The sequence below is a fragment of the Streptomyces sp. NPDC001709 genome (assembly GCF_053596375.1).
This window is the reverse complement of record NZ_JBSFGB010000005.1, coordinates 356,555-373,564: the sequence shown is the minus strand read 5'-3', so window position 1 is coordinate 373,564 and position 17,010 is coordinate 356,555. Positions and strand designations below refer to the sequence as shown.

Below are 17,010 nucleotides of genomic sequence, written 5' to 3'. Positions count from 1 at the left end.
CCTCGCGGTGGCGCTGCTCGGGGAGATGCCGAGCGGACGGGGGGCCCCACCGGAGCCTCGTCCACCGCTGGTTCACCGACCCCGCCGCCCGCGGCCTCTACCCGGCCGAGGACCATCCGCACCACTCCCGGGTGTTCACCGCCGACCTCCAGGCGGTCGCGGCCCGGCGCGCCAAGGACGCGGACGTGACCTGGCTGGTGGCCACGCTGCTGCGGCGCAGCGCGGAGTTCGCCGAGTTGTGGGAGCAGCGGGAGGTGGCCCTGCGCCGCACCGACCACAAACGGATCGTCCACCCCTCCCTCGGCGTGATCGAGCTGGACTGCCACAGCCTCTTCAGCGAGGACGGCCGCCAGCGCCTGCTGTGGTTCAGCGCCCCGCCCGGCACCGAGGGAGCCGCCCAGCTGGAACTGCTGTCGGTGATCGGGACCCAGGACCTGAGCGCCGCGAGGGAGGACCTCGGGCGCCGGACTCGCTGACAAGGCCGGACCGGGCAGTTGTCACCGATGTCCGCAGACCCGTGGCGGACCGTCCGTCGCCTGAGGCACCCTTGACAGTGTGCGTACTGTTTCGCGACGTTTGAGCAGTCGCGCGCGGAGGGGATTTTTGCGCACATCGGAACCAGTGGCAGGACGCGCCCGGCGCGTCGTGGGGGGAGCGGTCGCCTATGCGATCCATGAGCCATGATCCATACGCCTCACCGGCCTGTGCCGCCTCGGGCACACCGCTCGCGGAGCCTGCGGAAGGGCGGTCGAGCTGAGGTGGAGATCACCATCCACAGACCCGGCGAGCTGACGGCCGAGCTGCGCGGGGCCTGGCACCGTGCGATGGACGAGTCGCCCGAGTACGCCAACCCCTTCCTCGCCCCGGAGTTCGCGATCGGCGTCGGCCGGTACCGCGGCGGGGCGCGCGTGGCGGTGCTGCGCGAGGGCGGCGAGCCGGCCGGGTTCTTCCCGTACGAGCGGGGGCCGTTCGGCACCGGACGGGCCATCGGGCTCGGACTGTCCGACTGCCAGGCCCTCGTGCACCGGCCCGGGCTCACCTGGAACGCCGAGGAGCTGCTGCGGGCCTGCGGGCTCAGCATCTTCGAGTTCGACCATCTCGTCCAGGAACAGCGGCCGTTCGCACCGCACGTCACCGGCACCTTCGCCTCACCGGTCATCGATGTGAAGCCCGGCGACGGCGGCTACCCGGAGTGGCTGCGCGGCACCTACCCGGGGCTGGCCAAGACGACCTTGAAGAAGGAACGGCGGCTCGGCCGGGACATCGGCGAGGTGCGGTTCGTGTTCGACGAGCGCGACCCGCAGGTCCTGCGCACCCTCATGCGGTGGAAGTCCGCCCAGTACCGCAGGACCGGCCGCATGGACCGGTTCTCCCGGCCGTGGATCGTCGCACTCGTCGACCATCTCCACGGCGTCCGCGAGGAGCACTGCACCGGAGTGCTGTCCGTGCTGTACGCGGGCGACCGGCCGGTCGCGGCCCACTTCGGGCCCCGGTCGAGCACGGTGCTGGCGGCCTGGTTCACCGCGTACGACCCCGAACTGCACTACTACTCACCGGGGTTGATGATGCACCTGAGGACCGCCGAGGCGGCCGCCCGGGCCGGGGTGACCATGGTCGACCTGGGTCGTGGCGACAAGGAGTACAAGGACTGGCTGAAGACCCGCGAACTGCGGGTCGCCGAGGGCTTCGCCGCCCGCGCCCACCCGGTGGCGCTGGCCCAGCGGCTGTGGCGCAGACCGGTGCGCGGGCTGCGCAACACGGTGCTGGCCCACCCCGGGCTGCGTGATCCGGCCGACCAGCTGCTGAAGACGGTCGGCAGGCTCCGTACCCGGGGCGTGGCGGCCGCCTCGGCCGTCCGGAGGAATCGCCTCCCGGAGCGGTAGTTACTGGCAGGTTCTCGTCAGAATTTCGCCCAGCGGCGGACGTTTTCGCGCCAGCGTGGTCGGTCTCCTGCTCCCTGGTGTCCGTACCGACCCGCAGAAGACGGTGGTTCACCGTCTGTGCGCTCACCCCGTCCGCCGCCTCCGGGCGCTCGCCGAGCCCCTTCGGCGTCAGCACCCTCGGCCAACTCGCCCACCAGCGCGAGCAGTCGGTGGGCACCATGGCTCCGTAGGTGGCCGGCGAGGATGACGGCGGCAACGAGGCGGACTGGATCGCCGAGGGGTACGCCGAGGCCCGCACCTCGCCCGGTGTCGTCGCACCGGGCGCCTACGGCGCACTCGCCCATTTCGGCTCCCTCAGCGACCGCCCCTCACCGCCCGCCCCACCTCCGTGCGCAGGCTCACGAACCCGGGCAGACTCCGGGTGGTCAACTGGTCCCGTTCCTCCGGCAGGTCGACCGGAAGGTCACGGACGACGCGCGATCCGGGGCCGGGGGAGAGGACCACGACGCGGTCGCCGACGTACACGCTCTCGTCGATGTCGTGGGTGACGAACACGATGGTCGTGCCGTCGGCGCGATGGACCTCCAGGAGCAGGTCCTCCAGATCCTCGCGGGTACGCGCGTCCAGCGAGCCGAACGGCTCGTCCATGAGCAGCAGGGACGGCCGGCAGACCAGGGCGCGGGCGATGGCCACGCGCTGCTGCATGCCGCCGGACAGCTCGCGGGGATGGCGCCGGGCGACCCCGTGCAGGCCGACGCGTTCGAGGATCGTCTCGGCCTCGGCCCGGCGGGCGGCGCGCCCCAGGCCCCGGCGGCGCAGCGGCAGGGCCACGTTGTCGCGCACGGTGAGCCAGGGCAGCAGCGAGCGGCCGTACTCCTGGAAGACGACCGCGAGCCGCTCCGGTACGCCCGTCACCGGTGTGCCGTCGATGGTGATCGTGCCCTCCTGCGCGGGCAGCAGCCCGGCGATGGCGCGCAGCAGCGTGGACTTGCCGCAGCCCGAGGGCCCGACCACGCTGAGGAGCTGGCCGTCGGGCACGGTGAGGCTGATGCGGTCCAGGACACGGGTGTCGCCGAAGTGCCGGCTGACGGAGTCGAGGCGCAGCATCCCTCACCCGGCCCAGGGCTCGTACAGGGCGCCCGCGCCGCCGGTGAGGCGCAGGTGCAGAAGGAAGGGCCCGGTGTCGTCGCCGCGGCCCAGGGCGTGGTCCAGCGCGGCCGGCAGCTCCCCGGCGTGTTCGGCGCGCGCCGCCGGGCAGCCGAAGGACTCGGCGAGGGACGCGAAGTCGATGCCGGTGATGTCCGTGCCGGGGACGGGCGCGATGCCGATCCGGCGGCCCAGCGTGCGGACGGCCGCGTAACCGCCGTTGTCCAGAAGGACGTAGGTGACCGGTGCCGTGTGCCGGGCCGCGCTCCACAGGGCCTGCACCGAGTACAGCGCCGAGCCGTCGCCGACCACGCACACCACCCGGCGCCGGTCGGCGAGCGCCCGGCCGACCGCGAGCGACAGGCCCCAGCCGAGCGCCCCGCTGCCCGTGGTGAGGAAGCCGCCGCTCGACTCGACGGGTACGCGCGCGTGCAGCGCGTCACGGTGGCTCGGCGCCTCCTCGACGAGGACCCGGTCGCGCGGCAGCCGGGCACTCAGCAGGTCGAAGAACAGCTCCGGGGTGAGGTGCCCGTCGGCGGGGGCCGGGGCCGGGGCGGGGGCCGGCCGGGGTGGCGGCGGGTCGCGGTCGGGCTCCTCGCCCATCAGCTCGGTGAGCCGTTCCAGGGCGGGCCGCAGGGTGGTGACGATGCTGGTGCCGGTGGGCAGCCAGGCGGCCTGGCCGGGGTCGCAGTCCAGGTGGAACAGTTCGGTGCCGGACGCGAGCGGCGGGCCGTCGTCGGCCACGTGATAGGTGAAGACCGGTGTGCCGAGGGCGACCACCACGTCGTACGGCGCGAGACGCGCGGCCAGTTGACGGGCGATCGGCGGCAGGAACCCCTGGAACAGCGGATGCGACTCCGGGAAGCCGGAGCGGCCGGAGAGCGGGCTGATCCACACCCCGGCCCGGATCCGCTCGGCCAGCGCCCGGACCTGTTCCAGCGCGTCCTCGTCGTCCACGCCCGGCCCCACCACGAGCGCCGGCCGCGCGCAGGCCTCCAGCCGGGCGGCGAGCGCCTCGAGGGCATCCGGGGCGGCGGCGAACGCCGAGTGCACCGTGTGGGGCGGGACGGGCTCGGCGGGCCGGTCCCAGTCGTCCTCGGGCACGGACACGAACACCGGGCCGCGCGGATGTGTCATCGCGATCCGGTAGGCCTCGGCGAGCACGGCCGGCACGTCCTCGGCCCGCTCCGGCTGGCGGGCGGACTTCACATACGGGCGCGGGAACAGGGCCGGTTCGTCGGCGCCGAGGAACGGCCGCAGCTGGATCAGCGAGCGCGCCTGCTGCCCCGCCACGATGACCAGCGGCACCCGGTCGCGGAAGGCGTTGAACACCGCGCCGAGCGCGTGCCCCACCCCCCCGGCCGAGTGCAGGCCGACGAAGGCGGCGCGCCGGGTGCCGAGCGCGTACCCGGCCGCCATCCCGACGGCGACGGACTCCTGCAGGCCCAGCACATAGGTGAAGTCGCCCGGCCAGTCGCGGAACATCCGCAGTTCCGTGGAGCCCGGATTGCCGAACACCGTGGTCATGCCGGTGTCCCGCAGGAACCGTACGACCGCCTCGCGCACCGTGGCCGTCGTCATGCTGTCCTCCCCGCGGACGTCCTGGAGCCGACGAGCCGCTTCTCGACCGCCAGCAAGCCGGTGTTGAGCAGATAACCCAGCGCGCCGAGCAGCATCAGCGCGGCCCACACCGTGAGCAGGTCCGAGCGTGTCTGGGCGTCGGTGAGCGTGAAGCCGATCCCGTTGTCGCTGCCCGGCAGCAGCTCCGAGAACACCATCAGGATCAGGCACAGCGACAGGCTGAGCCGCAGTCCGGCGAAGATCCGGGGCAGCGCCGAGGGCAGGATCAGGAACCACAGCCGTTCGGGGGCCGTCAGCCGCAGCACGGCCGCCACCTGGAGGCGCAACGGGTCGGTGGCGCGGGCGCCCTCGGCCGAGTTGACCAGCACCGGCCATACGGCGCTGAACACGATCGACGCCACCTGCATGGGCGTACCGAAGTCGAAGACGACGACGAACACCGGCACCAGGGCGGGCGGCGGCACGGCCCGGGCGAACTGGAGCACCGGGTTGCACAGCGCGTACGCCCGGCGCGAGCGGCCCACCGCGATCCCCAGGGTGATCCCGGCGACGGCGGCGAGCGCGAACCCGGCCGCCATCCGGCCGAGGCTCGGCACAATGGTGTCGACGGCGGCCGGGGTGAGGAACAGATGGCCGACGGGCCCCGAGAACCACAGGTCGCGCGCGTGCCGGGCGATGCGCAGCGGCGGCGGGAAGTAGACGCTGGCCTGCGCCCGCGCGGCCAGCTCCCAGCAGGCCACGGCGACCAGGAGCACCGACCAGCGCAACAGGAACGGGACGGCGGCGGCGCGGGGCCGGCCGGACGCGGATCCGGGCTGTGTCCGCGTCACGGGCGGCCCGGACCCAACTTGTGTACGGCCGCGCTCGGTTCCTGCGCCCAGGCGAACAACCGCCGCTCCACGCCCGTCAGTACGCCGTTGATCACCAGCCCGAGACCGCCCGCCCACACCACCCCCGCCAGCACGTCCCGCGTGCCGTCCGTCGCCGTCTGGGCCTGGGCGATGAAGATGCCGAGGCCCTGGCCGAAGCCGGAGAGGAGCTCCGTCGCGACGGCCAGGATCAGGGCGACCGCGGCCGAGATCCGCACACCGGCGGCGATGAACGGAGCCGTAGCCGGCAACTCCACCCGCAGCAGCACCGCGAGCCGCCCGAACCCGAAGGCGCGCAGGGTGTCCTTGGCCAGCGGGTCGGTCTCGCCGAGGCCGTAGACGGTGTTGAACAGCACCGGCCAGAGCGAGGCGTACGCGATCAGCGTCACCTCCGTCTCCGTGCCCGACCCGAGCAGCAGCGACACCAGAGGGATCAGCGCGACGGACGGCAGTGGCCGCAGAAACTCGATCACCGCGCGTGCGGCGGCCTCCACGAACGGCACCGCGCCCAGCAGCAGCCCCAGCGGTACGGCGATCGCACAGGCGAGCCCGAGGCCCAGCGCCCACGCCCGGAGCGTCACCCCGATGCCGTCGACAAAGGCCGGGTCGCCCGCCAACCGGGCCGCACGGGCGAGGACTTCGGAGGCGGGCGGCAGATAGCTGCGCCGTACGATCCCGGCCCGGGAGACCGCCTCGCACACCCCGAAGGCCCCCGCCGCGCCGAGCAGACCGAGCAGGAAGTCCTGACGCCGTGTCATTTCACCAGCAGGGGAGCCGGATCGACGTCCTTCTTCAGCAGCCCCTGGTCCCGCATGAGCCGGATGAGCCGGCGCAGTGCGGCCGGGTCGGCGGTCGCCGGATAGGCGGGCAGATGGATCGACCTGGCCTGGTCCGCGGTCACCTTGGCGTACTTCGGCAGCTCCGTGCGCACCGCTGCGGGATCCCCGGCGGCGAGCTTGGAAGCGGCTTCGACGGCGCGCCGGAAGCCCGCCGCGGCCTTCGGGTTCTTCTTCACGAAGTCGGCCGTGGTGATGTATCCGCTGGCGGGCAGGCCGAGCGCCGGTCCCGAGCCGCCGTCCAGGAGCACCCGTGCGCCCAACTCGCCCTGGACGGCGGTGTCGAAGGGCTCGACCACGTGGGCGGCGTCCACCTGGCCCTTCTCCAGGGCGGGGCCCATCTGCGGGAACAGGATCTGCCGGTAGACGGGCCGGCCGGCGCCCTGGGCGCCGAGGATCGCGTTCAGGGTCAGGGACTGGATGTTGTTCAGGACGGCGACGGCGACCTTCCGGCCCGCGAGGTCGGCGGGTTTCCTCAGCGACGAGTCCTTGGGCACGAGGACATCCATCATGTGCGGGGCGATCCGGACGCCCTCGGCGAGGATGCGCAGGTCCAGGGTGCCCTTCTCGTAGGCCTGGAGGTAGGTGACGTAGTTCGCGCTCGCGATCACGCTCACCTGGCCCCTGAGTAGCGCGGGCAGCGCCTGGATGCTCTGCTGGACCGGCTGGATGCGCACGTCCAGGCCCTCCTTGGCGAACAGCCCGCGGTCCCGGGCGAGATAGAGGGCGGCCGAGTCGGTGAGCGGCAGCGCCGCCACGGTCAGCTGCTGCCGCCCGTCGTCGGAGGGCGACGTGCCGCCGCTGTCGCAGCCCACGAGGATCAGCGCCGCGGCGGCGACGAGCGCGGCGAGCCGTTTCGTTCCCGATCGTGATCGTCGTAATGCCATACCGGCATGACTACCCCGCCATTGTCATGATCGCTACATGTCGGCCCTGCGGATTGCGGTGCCGATCCACGCCGGGGGCCTGGCCGGGACTGAACCGGGTCAGGTGTGTGGGTTTCCGGTGCCGATCTCCGCTGGGGCGCAGCCGGGCTGACGCCCGGTCAGGCCGGTGGGCTTGCGATGCGCAGGGGCGTTGCGGTGGGCTGTGCCGCGGGCGCGACCGCGCCGGTCACGTCCGTCCACCAGTCCGCGCCGTCCTCGATGTAGCGCAGGAGGACGCCCTCGCGGATGGCCCACGGGCAGACGACGGCCCCGCGCAGCCCCATGAGCTTCAGCGCCGTGTGCCCGACGACCGCTCCGGCCAGGCTCTGCCCGGCGCGCGGCGCGGAGATCCCGGGCAGTCGGGCACGCTCGTCGGCGGGCAGCGCGGCCAGGGTGCGGATCACCTCGCGCAGATCCCGGCAGCGCATCTCCCGTTGCACGAACGGCCCGTACCGCCCGGGCGTCGCCCCGCACAGCCGGCCCAGCTGCTGGAACGTACGGGAGCTGACCGCTGCGGTGCGCGGCCGCTCCCAGCGGATCCGCGAGGCCACGTCCCGCAGCTCATGGCGGATCCGGCGGCGCAGCTCCTTCAGTTCCTCCGGCACCGGCGGGTCCTGGCCACCGAGGTACTCCTGGGTGAGCCGCCGCGCGCCGAGCGGCAGGGAGGCGGCGAAGTCGGGCAGCCGGCCCCGGCCGAAGGCCACCTCCAGCGAGCCGCCGCCGATGTCGAGCACCGCGAGCGGGCCGGCCTGCCAGCCCAGCCAGCGCCGGGCCGCCAGAAAGGTCAGCTCGGCCTCGGTCTCACCCGGCAGCGTGCACATCCGGATCCCGGTCCCGGCCGCGACCCGCCGCAGCACCTCCTGCCGGTTCGGGGCACCGCGCACCACCGCGGTGGCGAAGGCCAGCGGCCCCGGCGCATGCCACCTGTGGGCGGTGGCCCCGGCCGCGCCCACCGCCTTCACCAGCCGCTCCACCGCCTCGTCCGCGATGGTGCCGTCCGGACCCACGTGTTCGGACAGGCGCAGCTTCCACTTGACGGTGTGCACCGGCAGCGGAACGCCGCCCTCCACATCCGCGATCACCAACCGAACCGTGTTCGACCCCGCGTCCACCACGCTCACCCGCATGGCCGGGAAGTACCCACTTTCCCGCCAAGAACCCGTCGCACGGAGGGCGCTCGTGCGCACGGCACCCGTCGGCGTGCCCCTGAGCGGCGGCTCGCGGGACAGCCGGAGGCGGACCAGGCGCGAGCCGCGCGCGGACCGGCGTCCACCGGCCCCCCGTCCGGCGGCCGCCCCGACGCAGGTCTGCTCGACCACCGGCACGGGAACGGCTGCGCACCACCGCGAGCGGCGGCTCCTCCATCCGGCACTCCCGCGACCCTTCCGACGGATCCTGTCCGGATCTCGGCCCCTCGGCCCCCGCGCAAGCCCGCCCCTGCCCTATAGATGGTCACCACCACTGTCGGCGCAAGGAGCGGCACTTGAGCGGGACGGATGCGACGAGGGTACTGGTGATCGGCGGCGGGATCGCGGGGACGGCGGCCGCGCTCGGGCTGCACAAGGCCGGGTTCGACGTCACCGTGTACGAGGCACACCCCGACACGGCCGAGGACATCGGGGCGTTCCTGACCCTGGCGAGCAACGGCATGCGCGCCCTGGCCCAGCTCGACGCCACGGACGCCGTCACGGCCGTCGGTTTTCCGCTGACTTCGCTGCGGCTGCTCGACAGCCAGGGCACCGAGCTGACACACGCACCGCTCGGCGAGGTGGCCGACCCCGGGCTGCGCTACCGGTGTCTGCGCCGCGGCGAGCTGAACGCGGCGCTGCAGGGCGAGGCGGCACGGCGCGGTATCCGCCTGTGCCACGGTGCCCGTCTGGTGGCCATGACGGACGGCCCGCAGGGTGTCACCGCCCGGTTCGCCGACGGCAGTACCGCCGGCGCGGACCTCCTCGTGGGCGCCGACGGGCTGAACTCCCTCGTGCGCCGGATCCTCACCCCCGGTGTCCGGCACAGGTACGCCGGCCAGCGCGTCTTCTACGGCTACTCCGGCTTCGCACCCGTCGCGGACGGCACCGGCGTCATCACCTTCGTCCGGGGCAGCGAGACCACCTTCGGGTACGCGGTGTCGCCGGCCGGACAGACGTACTGGTTCGCCCGCGTGAGCACGGAACCCCTGCCCGTCGGCCGCTCCGCACAGCGTGCCCCGTGGCGCGAGGAACTGCTGCCGCTGCTGCGCAAGGACGCCACACCCGCCGCGGACGTCGTCGCCGCCTCCCAGGGCCCCGTGATGGTCACCAACGCCGCCGAGATGCCGCTCGGCACACTGTGGCAGAAGGGACGCGTCCTGCTCATCGGCGACGCGGCCCACGCGGCCTCCCCGGCGACCGGCCAAGGGGCCTCCATGGCCCTGGAGGACGCCGTCGTCCTGGCCAAGGCGCTGCGCGACCTGCCCGCCGCACAGGTCGCGTTCACCGCCTACGAACGGCACCGCCGCCCGCGTGTGGAGCACAACATCACCGTCAGCGGTGGCATCTCCCGCGGCACCCCGGACCGGTCCGGTCCGGCCCCCGTCGTCGCCCGCCCCACGGAGCCGGACGAGGCGCTCATCCGCCAACTGGCCTGGGACACCCCGCTGTCCGCCGCCCCGCCCGAGGAGCCCTGACCGGCGGGTCCCAGCGGACCTGCGCGCGCGAAAGTGCAAGAGGCGGAGCACTGGAGTCCATTGCCGGGAAAACCGCCGGAGCCGGATCGTTCCGTGCAACCGGCCCTTCGGCAACAAGGAGCACAGTTGCGACTCTTGAGCAGAGCAGGCGGTGCCGTGGCGGTGCTTTCGACGACTGCCGCCCTGGTCCTGGGCGGCAGCGCGTCCCCGGCACCGGCCGCGACCCCCGCCGATGTCACCTACACCGTGACCGTGGGGACCCCGGTGCCCTTCACCCACCCCACGGACACCCCCGCCAGCCCCTACCTCGACCGGGACGGCACCTTCCACTACCAGCAGTCCGCCGCCCTGTACGGCGCCAAGGACCCGCGTACCTGGGACTTCTACACCGGCAAGGACTTCGACTCCGCGACCTTCGACAAGACGCTGAGCAAGGCGGTCAACCCGGCCAACCCCGCCGACCGCAACGACGACACCACCTGGCGCTGCAACAACAGCCCCACCGGCCGGGAGGCGACGTACGCGCCGAGCGGCTCCGGCTACGCCCAGAAGAACTACTGCGACCTGTCCGGGGTGTGGGTCGACCCCGACACCGGCGCCTGGTACGGCCTGGTGCACAACGAGTTCACCCCGCAGCCCTTCGGTGACGGACTGCACTACGACGCCATCGACTACGCCGTCTCCACCGACCGTGGCCGCACCTGGACCATCAAGGACCACGTGATCACATCCCCGTACAGCACCAAGCGTGGGGACACGACGGCCTTCCCGAACCAGACGTACTCCTACGGTGACGGCGACCAGCGCCTCTTCGTCGACACCGCCTCCGGCTACTTCTACGTCTATTACGGCTCCAGGATCATCGACAAGAGCGGCGGCTGGAAGGCGTTCTACGAGCACGTTGCCCGCGCCCCGATCTCCGCGAAGATGGCGCCCGGCTCCTGGCGCAAGTGGTACGACGGCGCCTGGTCCCAGCCCGGCACCGGCGGCGGGGAGAGCAACATCGTCCCCGTGGACGCCGTCCACCCCACCGGCTACACCCCGGCCTCCGCCGAGTACGACCCGGCCAACACCGGCACCGCCGCCCAGCAGATCGCGGCCGGCAAGATGCCGCCGACCTCGCCGCTGTTCGTCATGAACATCGCCTACGACGCCTACCTGGGGCTGTACATCGGCGAACCGCAGGCCGTCGACCAGAGCGGGAACGCACCGCAGTACCTCTACGCCACCGACGACCTGACGACCCAGAAGTGGCGCCTGATCGGGGACACCGGCAGCTACACCGACGCCTCCTGGTACCGCTGGTTCCTCGACAGCGCCAACCGCACCAGCTCCACGATCGTCGGCAAGTCCTTCCGCTCCTACTGCGCCTTCGGCTGCTCGCACGACGCCTCCGGCGAGTACGTCGACATCACCGTCGACTCCGCCGCACCCGCGGCCGCGCCCGTGGACACCAGCCGCGGTTACCGCATCGCGAGCGGAGCCGGCCGGATCCTCGCCCAGGCGGCCGGCGGCAGCGCCACCACCTCGCTGGCGCGGCCCACCGGATCGGGCCGCGACACCTGGGTCTTCACCCCGACCGGCGACGGCGCCTTCACCATCGCGAACGCCGCCAGCGGCCGGCTGCTCGGCGTCGACTCCTCCTCGGACGCCGGACGCGCCTGGGGTGCCAAGCCCACCGTCACCGCGGAACGGGCCGGCGGGCCGTCGGTCGGTCAGCAGTGGTTCGTGATCGCGAACGCCTCCGGCGGCACCTACCGGCTGGTCAACCGCTACAGCGGCCTCGTGCTCGGTCTCTCCGGCAGCGCCGGCCGGCTCGCCGAGACCACGCCGGTACGCAACTGGAAGGACAGCAGCGGGAGTTCCGTCGGCGCGGGGCGCTGCGCCGCCGAACAGACCCTGTCCCTCACCGCGACCGGCTTCGCGCACACCGGCAGGGGCCAGGCCGGCCACTAGGGCCTGTCCGGCGGATCCTGTCGCAGACGCGGGGGCTGGCACGCCGTCCCCCACTGCCTTAAGGGCGTGGGGGCACCCCCAGCGGCGTTGTCGTCGGTCGCCGACTCCCCCACGCTCGGCTTCTCCCCCACGCTCGGCTTCGCTCGCGCGGGGGGACCCCCATCGCGGGGGCACCCCCATCGCGTCGACTCCCTCCTCCGCCTTGCAGCTGGACGCACCAGCCCCCGCTCACCTGCGCTGATGAGGCGCCGTCACTTTCCTGCGACCTGATCCGCCGGACAGGCCCTAGCCGACCGATCCGGGCCCGCGCGGGCACTCCCCGGCCGCGCGGGCCCAACCCCTCGATGGACCAGGACCTCTGGCTATCCTGCGACCCATGTCGATCACCAACGGGGAAACCGACGCCCAACTCGCCGTGACCGCGGCCCAGGCGGGCGCAGCCGTGGTCCGTGGCCTCTACGGCGGCCGGCTCGCGCGCTACGACAAGTCCGCCGGAGACTTCGCGACCGAGGCCGACCTCGCCGCCGAGCGGGCCATCCTGGACGTGCTGCGCGCCGCCCGCCCCGACGACGCCGTGACCGGCGAGGAGAGCGGACGCTCCGGCGCGGCCGACGCCCACCGCCGCTGGCTCGTCGACCCGCTGTGCGGCACCCTCAACTACGCCGTGCGGAACATGCTCGTCGGTGTGAACGTCGCCCTGCGGGAGGGGACCGGGATCACGGCCGCCGCGACCGCCGACCCGTTCAGCGGCGAGGTGTTCTGGACCGGCGGCGAGGCGGCCTGGGTCCGCGGTGACGGCGGTGACGAGCGGCTGACGCCCTGGGCCGGGTCCGCGCTGGTGGACGTCAACCTCGATCCGCCCTTCCCGAGCGCCCCCGGTTTCCGGGCGGCCCGTCTCCTCGCCGACCCGGGCTTCGCCGCACGGTTCCGGCCCCGGGTGGTCTCCAGCACCCTCGCGGTTGCCTGGGTGGCCGCCGGACGCCGGGCCGCCTACGTCACCGACGGCGACCTGCGCGACAGCGTGCACTTCGCGGCCGGGATCGCCCTGTGCCGGGCGGCCGGCTGCACGGTCACCGGCCTGTACGGCGAGCCCGTGTTCAGCGGCGCGAACGGGCTCGTCGCGGCGGCCGACGCCAAGACCCATGCAGCGCTGCTGGAGCTCATCAAGGAGCAGAGGGGCGAGGGGAGTTAGCCGAGCGTCCCGCGCCTGCCGTCTCGACGCGGACACCGCTCGTCTGATGTCATGCCCGCATGACCCTGGCCGCCGACCTCGCCACCCGCTTCGCACAGGCCCTGGACACCCGCCCGGAGACCCTGCGCGAGGCCGCACAGGACTTCGGGCACATCGTGTCGGCCCCGCCGCTGGCGGTCCTGCGCCCACGGTCCGCCGCCGAGCTCAAGGAACTGCTGGAGTTCGCCGGACCGCAGGGCATCCCGGTGAGCGCGCGCGGCGGCGGCCACTCGATGTACGGCCAGGGACAAGCGGGCGGCGGGATCGCGCTGGACCTGCGGGCGCTGAACGAGGTCGGCCCCGTGACGGACGGCCAAGTGACCGTACAGGCAGGCGCGTTGTGGCGCGAGGTGCTGGCGGCCACCCTGCCATCCGGCCGCACCCCGCCCGTCCTCACGGACTACCTCGGCGCCGGCGTCGGCGGTGTCCTGTCGGCGGGCGGACTCGGCGGTGCGGGCCACCGGCACGGCCTGGTCGCGGACCAGGTCCTGGAACTGGAGGTGGTGACCGGGGCCGGGGAGCACCGGCTCTGCTCGCCCGACCGGGACCCCGAACTCTTCCACGCCGTGCTCGGCGGCCTCGGCCAGTTCGCCGTCATCGTGGCCGCCACCCTGCGCCTGGTCACCGCGCCCGAGCGGGTACGCCGCTACTGCCTGTACTACGCCGACCTCACCCGCTACCTCGCCGACCAGCGGCGGCTCGCCGAGGAGCAGCGCTTCACCTATCTGGAGGGCCAGGCCCGGCCGGCCGGTGAGCGTGGCTGGCAGTACATGATCGAGGCCGTGGCCCCGCACGACGGCCCGTACCCGCCCGAGGACGCCGCCCTCCTCGCCGGACTCGCGTACGATCCCGCCGCCCTGGAGACGGAGGACCTGGGCTACGCCGAGTTCGCGCACCGCGTGGACACCGACGAGGAGGTCCTGCGGGCGACGGGGGAGTGGCTCTACCCCCACCCGTGGCTCAATCTGCTGCTCCCGCACGACAGCGCCGAGTCCGTCGTCCGTGCCGTACTCGCCGACCCGGCCTTCGACGACCTGCGCACCAGCGGCCTCGTCCTGCTGTACCCCCTGCTCTCCGACCGGCTGCGTGCGCCCCTCTTCACCCGCCCGTCCGGTGAAGTCCTGTACCTTCTGGCCCTGTTGCGCACGGCTCCGCCCGACAGCCCTGAGACGGCCGCGGCGATGGTGGCCGCCAACCGCGCCGCCTACGCACTCGCCCGGGCCCACGGGGCCGTCGCCTATCCGGTCAACGCCCTGCCCATGTCGGACGCCGACTGGCAGGACCATTACGGCAGCCGGTGGCCGGCCCTCGCCGACACCAAACGGCGCTTCGACCCGCATCTGATCCTGGCGCGGGGACACGGTCTGCGGTTCTGAAGGCTTGGCTCCCGAAGGCTTGCCGCCCGCTCGACGCCCTGCGTTCCCTGGTGGCGGACGCCGGTTCCGTCGAACGGCGGCCCGCCGTCCGGCTGCCCTAGCCCCGCGCGCTCGAAACCCAAGGTGGCGCCAACCCGATGGCAGACGGCCCGACTTCACCCCGACCGGACACCCTCCGCGATTCCGTCAGGCGGTGCCGGCTGGGCCGGACGGCGGAACAGGGCCGTCCAGAGGAAGTCCTCCCCGAAGAGCGCGGAGTCCGCCGGTTCCTGTCGCATGGCGCGCAGTTCGACCTCCTCCAGATCGGAGAAGATCCGGCGCAGTGACCCGGGTGTGTAGGCGAGGCCGCCGTGCAGACCGGGCTCGCGGTAGAAGGCCGCGTCGGGGAGTTCGGATCCCATCCGCCCCGCGGCGAAGCAGGTGAGCGCGAAGTGCCCGCCGGGTGCCAGCACGCGCTCCAGCAGCGCCAGATGGCTCACCCGGCGGTGCGGCGGCAGGTGGTGGAAGCAGCCGGAGTCGTAGACCAGGTCGTACGGGCCCCGCAGCTCGCCCGCGTTCCCCGACGTCAGGGCGAAGGCATCACCGCAGTGGAACCGTACGACGCCCTCCCCCCGGGTCGCACTCGCTTCCCGCGCTCGGTCCTCGGCCCAGGCGATCGCGGCGGGGGAGAGATCGACGGCGTCCACCTCGAAACCGCGCGCGGTGAGGTGCAGGGCGTTACGGCCGGGACCGCAGCCCAGGTCGAGGGCGCGTCCCGGCGCGATCAGGCCGCGGTCCAGGTAGGAGACCAGGTTCTCGTCCGGCTTCGTCGTGAAGAACGGCACCGGTCTGTCCCGGTCCGTGTAGAAACCGTCCCACCAGGCGGCCGCCCCCTGCGTCCAGCGGTCGGCCTCCGGCCCGAACAGCCCGTCCAGAAGCCGTAGGACGTCCTCCACCGTGCGGATGTCCCGGTCCATCCCGCCCCCTTTCCCGATGCGCAGAACATAGGGGCGGGGGCGGAGGGACACCAGGTCGCGGGGCCGGGCCGGAGGGCGTCGGTGGGCGCCTGAGAGGGCGACGGAGGAGAGGTGGGAACCTCCCCCGGAGTTCGGCCGACAGGCCTGCCGGGCCCCCGTGGCGCACCGGCACGCGGTCTTCCGCGACCGGGCCGGGGGCACTTTCTCGCCCGCTCCCCAAAGCCCGGGCCCGGCTCAGTCCTGGGCGGCGGCCGGTGCCTCGCGACCGGCCTGGGCCGGGTCCGGCTGGGGAGCCGGACGGCGGCGCCGACGCAGCAGCAGGCGTCTCGCCGGGCGTTCCACCGCCTCGTACAGCACCCAGGACAGCCCGAGAGACAGGGCGAACGCGGTGGTGGTCACGGCCACCCCCGCCAGCAGCCCGAAGTGCGGCTTCGTTCCGAGCAGGTGGGTGCCGGCGCGCAGCACCAGCAGATGGATCATGTAGAAGGCGAACGACAGTTCGCCGAGCCGCACCAGCCGCCGGCGCCGCCACAGCGAGGGCAGGCCCTGGACGTCCGCGACGGCGGCGGCCGGGATGAGCAGCGCGAACCCGGTGATGGTGCACACGGTGGCGGAGTAGCCGGGTGTGACCTGCGGGACGAGGAAGTAGCCGATGATCGCCAGGGCGAGCGACGCCTCGAGGCCGGGCCCGCGCCACCGGCCGAGCAGCACCAGTCGCGCGGTGACCGCGCCGAGGACGAACTCGGGCAGCCGGGCCGCCGGGAACGAGTACAACGCGTAGGTCCACCAGTGGTGGGCGTCCGCCCAGGCCAGCACCACGACCGCCACCACCGACAGGGCGCCCAGCGCGGCCGAGGCGCGCGCACCGAGCCGGCGCAGCAGCAGGAACAGCAGCGGGAAGGCGGCGTAGAAGAAGGCCTCGCAGGCGAGGGACCAGCTGACCGGGTTCAGGGTCTGCCACCAGGGGCGCCACCAGGAGTGCAGCAGCAGCGCGTTGGACAGGGCCTGCTTCGGTGTCGGCCTTGGCTGGTCGGCCAGCGTGTACGCCATGACCAGGGCGATGGCCAGAGTGACCAGGTGCACCGGGTAGACGCGCGCGATGCGTCGTCTCCAGAAGGCGAGCGTTCGGTCGCGGGGCCGTGCCGACCAGGTCAGTACGAAGCCGGACAGCACGAAGAAGAACGACACTCCGGTGGCTCCGGCCCCGAATCCCCAGGAGACGAGGCGGCCACCGGTGCCTGAGAAGTAGCCGAAGTTGTTCACGTGCAGTCCGAACACCAGCAGCGCCGCCATCCACCGCAGTCCCGTGAGGGAGGGGAGCGAGGGCATGGCGGCGGCTGGGGAATCCCGGCCGGTCGTGTCACCGGTACGGGTGGGCGGCGTCGTCCGGAACGTCCGGGTCGTCGCCGTTGTCATCGAATCACCTGCCGCAGAGGGTTGGCGTAGGGCATGAAGGGGTACCTTGCCCGTTCACCCCGAGTCCATCACGTCACATGGGAAACATCACACTCGCTGCCGAACGACAGACCCCTCCGTATGCCACGGAACGACGGACCGGGTGCACCCGTACGAGTGACGCCCCACG

14 protein-coding genes and 1 pseudogene are annotated in these 17,010 nt (G+C 73.2%); 7 read left to right on the top strand and 8 right to left on the bottom strand.

What is annotated here, in order from left to right:
* Position 1: 1 nt before the first annotated feature.
* The 3 genes and pseudogenes from ACWC0C_RS10670 to ACWC0C_RS10660 form a co-directional block, all read left to right on the top strand.
* Positions 2-476 (top strand): annotated as a pseudogene (locus ACWC0C_RS10670) (MmyB family transcriptional regulator); the annotation flags it as partial.
* Positions 477-758: 282 nt separating this feature from the next.
* A complete protein-coding gene (locus ACWC0C_RS10665) occupies positions 759-1,883 on the top strand; it encodes a GNAT family N-acetyltransferase (RefSeq protein WP_450863169.1) in 1,125 nt (374 codons plus the stop codon).
* A 77-nt stretch (positions 1,884-1,960) separates the two neighbouring features.
* Positions 1,961-2,113 carry a hypothetical protein gene (locus tag ACWC0C_RS10660; RefSeq protein ID WP_450863168.1) on the top strand — a complete coding sequence of 51 codons (153 nt, stop codon included), beginning with the start codon at positions 1,961-1,963 and terminating at the stop codon, positions 2,111-2,113.
* 124 nt (positions 2,114-2,237) lie between these two features.
* Here ACWC0C_RS10660 and ACWC0C_RS10655 read toward each other — a convergent pair whose 3' ends face one another.
* From ACWC0C_RS10655 to ACWC0C_RS10630, 6 genes are all read right to left on the bottom strand, one after another.
* Entirely contained in the window at positions 2,238-2,990 is a 753-nt protein-coding gene (locus tag ACWC0C_RS10655) for an ABC transporter ATP-binding protein (protein ID WP_449194110.1), read from the bottom strand.
* Between the two features lie 3 nt (positions 2,991-2,993).
* On the bottom strand, positions 2,994-4,610 hold the full coding sequence (gene mdlC / locus ACWC0C_RS10650; RefSeq protein ID WP_450863167.1) for a benzoylformate decarboxylase: 1,617 nt from the start codon (positions 4,608-4,610) through the stop codon (positions 2,994-2,996).
* Positions 4,607-5,440 (bottom strand): ABC transporter permease, encoded by an 834-nt coding sequence (locus tag ACWC0C_RS10645; protein ID WP_450863165.1) that lies wholly within the window; start codon positions 5,438-5,440, stop codon positions 4,607-4,609. The genes mdlC and ACWC0C_RS10645 overlap by 4 nt, the downstream gene beginning before the upstream one ends.
* Positions 5,437-6,237, bottom strand: coding sequence for an ABC transporter permease (locus ACWC0C_RS10640; protein WP_450863163.1), 801 nt, complete (start codon positions 6,235-6,237; stop codon positions 5,437-5,439). Before ACWC0C_RS10640 ends, ACWC0C_RS10645 begins: the two co-directional genes overlap by 4 nt.
* The gene (locus ACWC0C_RS10635; protein ID WP_450863161.1) at positions 6,234-7,202 is read right to left on the bottom strand and encodes an ABC transporter substrate-binding protein; all 969 of its coding nucleotides are present in this window, start codon (positions 7,200-7,202) and stop codon (positions 6,234-6,236) included. The genes ACWC0C_RS10640 and ACWC0C_RS10635 overlap by 4 nt, the downstream gene beginning before the upstream one ends.
* A gap of 158 nt (positions 7,203-7,360) precedes the next feature.
* Complete coding sequence (locus ACWC0C_RS10630) at positions 7,361-8,368, bottom strand: Ppx/GppA phosphatase family protein (protein ID WP_450863159.1); 1,008 nt, start codon at positions 8,366-8,368, stop codon at positions 7,361-7,363.
* A gap of 356 nt (positions 8,369-8,724) precedes the next feature.
* Here ACWC0C_RS10630 and ACWC0C_RS10625 point away from each other — a divergent pair, with 356 nt between their 5' ends.
* The 4 genes from ACWC0C_RS10625 (at position 8,725) to ACWC0C_RS10610 (ending at position 14,469) form a co-directional block, all read left to right on the top strand.
* Positions 8,725-9,906, top strand: a complete 1,182-nt coding sequence (locus ACWC0C_RS10625; RefSeq protein ID WP_450863157.1) for an FAD-dependent oxidoreductase — start codon at positions 8,725-8,727, stop codon at positions 9,904-9,906.
* A gap of 135 nt (positions 9,907-10,041) precedes the next feature.
* Positions 10,042-11,862 (top strand): RICIN domain-containing protein, encoded by a 1,821-nt coding sequence (locus tag ACWC0C_RS10620; protein WP_450863156.1) that lies wholly within the window; start codon positions 10,042-10,044, stop codon positions 11,860-11,862.
* A gap of 376 nt (positions 11,863-12,238) precedes the next feature.
* Positions 12,239-13,054 carry an inositol monophosphatase family protein gene (locus tag ACWC0C_RS10615; protein WP_449194117.1) on the top strand — a complete coding sequence of 272 codons (816 nt, stop codon included), beginning with the start codon at positions 12,239-12,241 and terminating at the stop codon, positions 13,052-13,054.
* Positions 13,055-13,113: 59 nt separating this feature from the next.
* On the top strand, positions 13,114-14,469 hold the full coding sequence (locus tag ACWC0C_RS10610) for an FAD-binding protein (protein ID WP_450863154.1): 1,356 nt from the start codon (positions 13,114-13,116) through the stop codon (positions 14,467-14,469).
* A 155-nt stretch (positions 14,470-14,624) separates the two neighbouring features.
* Here the strand turns inward: ACWC0C_RS10610 and ACWC0C_RS10605 are convergent, their stop codons facing one another.
* Positions 14,625-15,425 (bottom strand): class I SAM-dependent methyltransferase, encoded by an 801-nt coding sequence (locus ACWC0C_RS10605; protein ID WP_450863152.1) that lies wholly within the window; start codon positions 15,423-15,425, stop codon positions 14,625-14,627.
* A gap of 234 nt (positions 15,426-15,659) precedes the next feature.
* Positions 15,660-16,841 (bottom strand): acyltransferase family protein, encoded by a 1,182-nt coding sequence (locus ACWC0C_RS10600; protein WP_450863150.1) that lies wholly within the window; start codon positions 16,839-16,841, stop codon positions 15,660-15,662.
* Between the last annotated feature and the right edge of the window lie 169 nt (positions 16,842-17,010).

Coding starts and splice junctions, on each gene's coding strand:
- ACWC0C_RS10655 (WP_449194110.1), bottom strand. CDS start 2,990: ATGCTGCGCCTCGACTCCGTCAGCCGGCACTTCGGCGACACCCGTGTC.
- mdlC (WP_450863167.1), bottom strand. CDS start 4,610: ATGACGACGGCCACGGTGCGCGAGGCGGTCGTACGGTTCCTGCGGGAC.
- ACWC0C_RS10640 (WP_450863163.1), bottom strand. CDS start 6,237: ATGACACGGCGTCAGGACTTCCTGCTCGGTCTGCTCGGCGCGGCGGGG.
- ACWC0C_RS10635 (WP_450863161.1), bottom strand. CDS start 7,202: ATGGCATTACGACGATCACGATCGGGAACGAAACGGCTCGCCGCGCTC.
- ACWC0C_RS10630 (WP_450863159.1), bottom strand. CDS start 8,368: ATGCGGGTGAGCGTGGTGGACGCGGGGTCGAACACGGTTCGGTTGGTG.
- ACWC0C_RS10615 (WP_449194117.1), top strand. CDS start 12,239: ATGTCGATCACCAACGGGGAAACCGACGCCCAACTCGCCGTGACCGCG.
- ACWC0C_RS10610 (WP_450863154.1), top strand. CDS start 13,114: ATGACCCTGGCCGCCGACCTCGCCACCCGCTTCGCACAGGCCCTGGAC.
- ACWC0C_RS10605 (WP_450863152.1), bottom strand. CDS start 15,425: ATGGACCGGGACATCCGCACGGTGGAGGACGTCCTACGGCTTCTGGAC.
- ACWC0C_RS10600 (WP_450863150.1), bottom strand. CDS start 16,841: ATGACAACGGCGACGACCCGGACGTTCCGGACGACGCCGCCCACCCGT.